Genomic DNA, 5,058 nt, shown 5'->3' on the forward strand with positions numbered 1-5,058 from the left:
CCAACTTGCACTGAAAAATTGGCCCGCACAATGCGCACCCTTGCTTCAGTCAGTCTTGGGCCCGTTACACGCAACATGAACCACTCATGTCGTTAGCTTTGGGCAGACACTTCGCTTTTAACGCGAAGCCTTGTATTATGCAGCAAAAACCCAGCTTGATCAACTTTTTTCTTAGCCCTTGAGCAAATAATGTTGGCACAAGTCGACAAATTCCTCTTGTGCCGGGTCTTGCCCTGTCTCCTCTTTCAATATCCCAGCCACCACAGCCGCCAAGTTGGCGGCGAGCCTCGCATCGAGAAACAACAGCCTGGACCTTCTGGCCAGCACATCCTCAACCTTGATCGCATATTCATGACGCGCGGCAAAACGCACCATCGCCTCTGACAAGCCGTCACACAGCCAGTGCTCAGCGCCAGGCAAATTAAGCACCAGGGCCTGCTCGGAGCCATAGGAGTGCAGCCCCTCAGGCTCGTGCAGAGCCCTGACTTCGAAGCAACGCCTGTCCGAACCAACCAAACCAAGACTTTTGGTCAGTCCGTGCATCGTCTCCCGAATAAGCTGATGCTTGGCGCACTGCGCCAGAACATCTTCGGCCATCGCGCGGTAAGTGGTCCACTTGCCACCCGTCACCGTCACCAGGCCACTGCGACTTACCAGAATCGTATGCTCCCGACTCAAACCCTTGGTGTTGCTGCCTTCATCATCCGGCGGCTTCACCAGTGGCCGCAAACCGACCCAAATGCTTTTAACGTCTTTTCGTGTGGGTGCCTGACGCAAATAACGGGCCGACTCACTCAGGATGAATTGAATTTCTTCTTCAAACGCCTCGGGTTCACGCGCCAGATCATGGCGCGGGGTATCGGTGGTTCCCAATATCACTTTACCCAGCCATGGCACCGCAAACAAAACCCGTCCATCAGCCGTCCTGGGCACCATCAGGGCTGCCCTCCCCCCAAGGAACGTGCGATCTACCACCATATGCACGCCTTGGCTGGGTGCCACCATGGCTTGCGTCTCAGTTGCCGCGGCGCCACCAGCTGCGGCACCGTCCTGACGGCGCAATTCATCCACCCAGACACCTGTGGCATTGATGACGCAATCACCCCTCAACTGAAAAATCTGGCCCGAGAGTTGCTCCTGACACACCACGCCCACGACACGTCCGTTGTCATGGTTCAAAGCGATGGCGCGGCAATAGTTGACCAAAAGTGCACCGTGTAGCACTGCGGTTCGCGCCAGCGCCAGCGCCAAACGCGCGTCATTGAATTGCCCATCCCAATACTTCACGCCGCCTTTGAGCGCCGCTGGTTGCACCATGGGCAACTGCGCCACAGTCTCGCTGCGGCTCAAAAACTCGGTACGCCCCAAGCCAGCGCTGCCAGCCAGCGCGTCGTACATCTTCAACCCCGCGCCATAAAAAGGCGCTTCCCACCATTTATAAGCAGGCATGACAAACGGCAACGGTTGCGCCAAATGCGGTGCATTCTCTAATAACAGGGTGCGCTCGCGCAGCGCTTCACGCACCAGGCCAATATTTCCCTGCGCAAGGTAGCGCACGCCGCCATGGACCAGTTTGGTGGAACGGGATGAAGTTCCTTTGGAAAAATCATGCGACTCAATCAGTACCACGCGCAAGCCACGCACGGCAGCATCAAGCGCCACCCCCAGGCCGGTGGCGCCACCACCGACCACGATGAGGTCATAGTGACATGGTTCAACAAGACGCGCGATGAGGTCGCGACGCCTGGTGGCATGCGCTTCGGGTAAAGTGATCATGCGTTATTTATCTTGGATACAAATCATCACATTATTCGGTATTTCAGGACAAACCCCATGACCTATCTGCTTGCCCTTGACCAGGGTACCTCCAGTTCGCGCAGCATTGTCTTTGACACGGACGGCCAGATGGTAGCCATGGCCCAGCAAGAGCTCACGCAAATCTACCCGCAACCTGGCTGGGTTGAGCACAACCCGCTGGAAATCTGGCGAAGCCAACTTGCCACCGCCCGCGAAGCATTGTCCAAGGCGGGCATCACGGCAGGTGATGTGCGCGCCCTGGGCATCACCAATCAGCGTGAAACCACCGTGCTCTGGAGCCGCAAAACCGGTCTGCCAATTTACAACGCGATCGTCTGGCAGGACCGGCGTGCCGACCCCACCTGCGTTGAATTGCGTGAGCGCGGCCTGGCGGCCAGCATCCAGGCCAAAACGGGCTTAATCGTTGATGCCTATTTTTCCGGCACCAAGCTCAAGTGGCTTCTGGACCAGGTGCCGGGCGCGCGACAGCAAGCCGAAGAGGGCGAACTGGCCTTTGGCACCATCGACAGCTGGCTGATCTGGCAACTCACGCAGGGCCGCGTGCACAGCACTGATGTCAGCAACGCAGCGCGCACCATGCTGTTCAACGTGCACAGCAACCAGTGGGACACTGAATTGCTGCAGGCGCTCGACATCCCGGCCAGCCTGCTGCCCAGCGTCAAGCCGTCCAGTGCAATGTATGGCGAGGTCAGCGCAGATCTGCTGGGTGCTGCCATTCCGATTGGCGGCGTCGCGGGCGACCAGCAAAGCGCCTTGTTTGGTCAGGCCTGCTTTACGCCGGGCATGGTGAAGAACACCTACGGCACGGGTTGCTTCATGCTGATGCACACCGGCCACCATTTTCAAACCTCGACCAACGGTCTCATCACGACCAGCGCCGCACAAGTCACGCTGCAACCCGAATTTGCCCTGGAAGGCAGCGTGTTCGTGGGCGGCGCCGTGGTGCAATGGCTACGCGACGGCTTGCACGCCATCCCCAACAGCGCCGGCGTGCAGGCATTGGCCGAGAGCGTGCCTGACGCCGGTGGCGTGATGGTGGTGCCTGCCTTCACCGGGCTGGGTGCGCCCTACTGGAAGCCGGACGCGCGCGGCTCCATCACGGGTTTGAGCCGCGGCAGCACAGTGGCCCACATTGCCCGCGCGGCTTTGGAGAGTATTGCCTTTCAAAGTGCGGCCCTGCTGCAAGCCATGAGCCGCGATGCAGTGCAGGCGGGGGGCTTGGCCGTCGCGGAGTTGCGGGTGGATGGCGGCGCCTGCGTCAACGATTTGTTGATGCAATTCCAGGCTGATTTACTGGGCATCCCGGTGCTACGCCCGGCGGTGACTGAAACCACTGCACTTGGCGCAGCTTATCTGGCGGGGCTGTCAACCGGCGTGTATCAGAGCACCAACGAACTCGCGCGCCTTTGGCAGGCCGAGCGCCGCTTTGAGCCCACTCTGGCACCCAGCCGGGCAGCGGAACTGATGGCCCGCTGGGAACATGCGGTGCGGCAGACCGTGCTGCCGCCCGAGCATTGACAGCCACACGTCATCACATTTGATTAGACTCAAGGTTTTCAACAACATTGGCGCAGATTAACACCTGTACACCATTCATGAGTAAACGTATCGCATTCATCGGCGGCGGCAACATGGCCAGCGCCATCATCAGTGGCTTGATCAAGCAGGGCCTTCCTACCGACCTGATTGACGTGGTGGAGCCTTTTGCCGAGGCACGCGACAAGTTGCAGGCCAGTTTTGGCATCACCGCCCACCCGCAAGCGGGTGCTTTTCTGCTGGATGCCGCGCTGGTGGTCTGGGCCGTCAAGCCACAAACCTTCAAGCAGGCAGCGCTAGCCGTCGCCCCGCATGTCCTCGGTGGCTTGCACTTGAGCGTGGCAGCCGGTATCCCCAGCAACAGCATCGCCGCCTGGATGGGCAGTGAACGCATCGTGCGCGCCATGCCCAATACCCCTGCGCTGATTGGCCAAGGCATCACCGGCTTGTTTGCCCGTGCCAGCATCACACCCAATGACAAAGCTTTTGTTGAACAGGTCATTGCGACAACCGGAGAATCTCTCTGGCTGGAAACCGAAGACCAGCTCGACGTGGTCACGGCCCTGTCAGGCTCGGGACCGGCTTACGTGTTCTACTTCATGGAAGCCATGGCCATGGCCGGCACCGAAATGGGCTTGAACCGCGAGCAGGCGCTGCAACTGGCCGTGGCCACCTTTGCCGGCGCCAGCGCCTTGGCAAAAGCCTCCAGCGAACCACCCCAGGTGCTGCGACAACGCGTCACATCCAAAGGCGGCACCACCTTTGCGGCCATCTCCAGCATGGAAGACAACGACGTCCGGGCCCTGTTCATCGATGCTATGTATGCGGCCCGTGAACGCGCCAAAGAACTCGGCGACGAATACGGCGCAGCCTGAACTTTTACTGAACAAAATAACTGGCTGCAATGCCGGCAAAGACAGTAAAACCGAGCCAATGGTTTAACCGGAAAGCTTTAAAACAGCCTTCGCGCGTGCGCGACCTGATCAAGGTGAAATGCCAGACCACCTGGAGCAAGGCCACGAACATGGCCAAGTCAAACAGCGGGCCTGGCACATACTGGCCCAGGGCCAGTGTCCAGATACCGATGAATCCGAGGTAGAACAACATGACCACCGGCACATCCCACATACCCAAGGTAATGGCCGAGGTTTTGATGCCAATGCGCAAATCATCATCCCGGTCCACCATGGCGTACTCGGTGTCGTAGGCCAACACCCAGCTCAGATTGCCCAACGTCAACAGCCAGGCCAGCGGCGGCAGGTCACCACGCACGGCGGCAAACGCCATCGGGATGCCCATGCCAAAAGCCAGGCCCAATACCGCCTGCGGCATCGACACATAACGCTTGGCATAGGGGTAGATCAGCGTGATCGCCAGCGCGGCGAACGACATCAGCACGGTGAGCGTGTTCGTGGTCAGCACCAGTCCGAAAGCTGCCAGGGCGAGCACGGCGCCCACCGCGAGCGCCTCGCGCTGTACCTGGACCTGATCCGCTGGAACCGCCCCGCGGGCTGGCTGCTGCTGCTCTGGCCGTCGCTGGCCGCGCTGTGGGTGGCGGCGGGCGGTTTCCCGGGCTGGCACCTGCTGGCGGTGTTCGTGCTCGGCACCATCCTCATGCGCAGCGCCGGCTGCTGCGTGAACGACGAGGCCGACCGCGACTTCGACCGGCACGTCAAGCGCACCGCGCAGCGCCCGGTCACCTCG

Annotated in this window: 4 protein-coding genes and 1 pseudogene; 3 read left to right on the forward strand and 2 right to left on the reverse strand. The window is 60.2% G+C overall.

What is annotated here, in order from left to right:
- Positions 1 to 171: 171 nt before the first annotated feature.
- Entirely contained in the window at positions 172 to 1,776 is a 1,605-nt protein-coding gene (locus NDI87_RS16425; protein ID WP_296276626.1) for a glycerol-3-phosphate dehydrogenase/oxidase, read from the reverse strand.
- A gap of 57 nt (positions 1,777 to 1,833) precedes the next feature.
- Between NDI87_RS16425 and glpK the strand changes: the two genes are divergently transcribed.
- Together glpK and proC are read left to right on the forward strand one after the other, a co-directional pair.
- Entirely contained in the window at positions 1,834 to 3,336 is a 1,503-nt protein-coding gene (glpK, locus tag NDI87_RS16430) for a glycerol kinase GlpK (protein ID WP_296276628.1), read from the forward strand.
- 77 nt (positions 3,337 to 3,413) lie between these two features.
- Entirely contained in the window at positions 3,414 to 4,229 is an 816-nt protein-coding gene (proC, locus tag NDI87_RS16435) for a pyrroline-5-carboxylate reductase (RefSeq protein ID WP_296276630.1), read from the forward strand.
- A 4-nt stretch (positions 4,230 to 4,233) separates the two neighbouring features.
- On the opposite strand, the pseudogene NDI87_RS16440 reads toward proC, so the two are convergent.
- Positions 4,234 to 4,839, reverse strand: a pseudogene (locus tag NDI87_RS16440) (4-hydroxybenzoate octaprenyltransferase); the annotation flags it as partial.
- Here NDI87_RS16440 and NDI87_RS16445 point away from each other — a divergent pair.
- A partial coding sequence (locus tag NDI87_RS16445) for a UbiA family prenyltransferase (RefSeq protein WP_296276632.1) occupies positions 4,828 to 5,058 on the forward strand: 231 nt, incomplete at its 3' end. The pseudogene NDI87_RS16440 and the gene NDI87_RS16445 sit on opposite strands and share 12 nt — an antisense overlap.

Source organism: Rhodoferax sp. (assembly GCF_023701345.1).
Taxonomy (GTDB): domain Bacteria; phylum Pseudomonadota; class Gammaproteobacteria; order Burkholderiales; family Burkholderiaceae_C; genus Rhodoferax.

Coding starts and splice junctions, on each gene's coding strand:
- NDI87_RS16425 (WP_296276626.1), bottom strand. CDS start 1,776: ATGATCACTTTACCCGAAGCGCATGCCACCAGGCGTCGCGACCTCATC.
- proC (WP_296276630.1), top strand. CDS start 3,414: ATGAGTAAACGTATCGCATTCATCGGCGGCGGCAACATGGCCAGCGCC.
- glpK (WP_296276628.1), top strand. CDS start 1,834: ATGACCTATCTGCTTGCCCTTGACCAGGGTACCTCCAGTTCGCGCAGC.